Source organism: Pseudomonas frederiksbergensis (genome assembly GCF_003732705.1).
In the GTDB taxonomy this organism is placed as follows: Bacteria; Pseudomonadota; Gammaproteobacteria; order Pseudomonadales; family Pseudomonadaceae; genus Aquipseudomonas; species Aquipseudomonas frederiksbergensis_F.
The window spans coordinates 1-465 of sequence record NZ_MOBR01000005.1; positions in this window are offsets into that span (position 1 = coordinate 1).

The window sequence follows — 465 nt, forward strand, 5'->3', positions numbered from 1 at the left end:
TCGGCTTTGGAAGGGACGCGGAGCGTCCCGGGCTGCATTCCCACGCGGAGCGTAGGAACGATCAAAAGCAAAACCCGCCTTGTGCGGGTTTTTGTTTACGTGCGGGTTCCAAGTGCGGTGGTGACAGGGCTGACGCCTTCGCGGGCAAGCCTCGCTCCTACAATTGTGTCGTTGATCGTTCCCACGCTCTGCGTGGGAATGCCTCAACGGACGCTCTGCGTTCGGCTTTGGAAGGGACGCGGAGCGTCCCGGGCTGCATTCCCACGCGGAGCGTGGGAACGATCAAAAGCAAAAACCCGCCTTGTGCGGGTTTTTGTTTACGTGCGGGTTCCAAGTGCGGTGGTGACAGGGCTGACGCCTTCGCGGGCAAGCCTCGCTCCTACAATTGTGTCGTTGATCGTTCCCACGCTCTGCGTGGGAATGCCTCAACGGACGCTCTGCGTTCGGCTTTGGAAGGGACGCGGA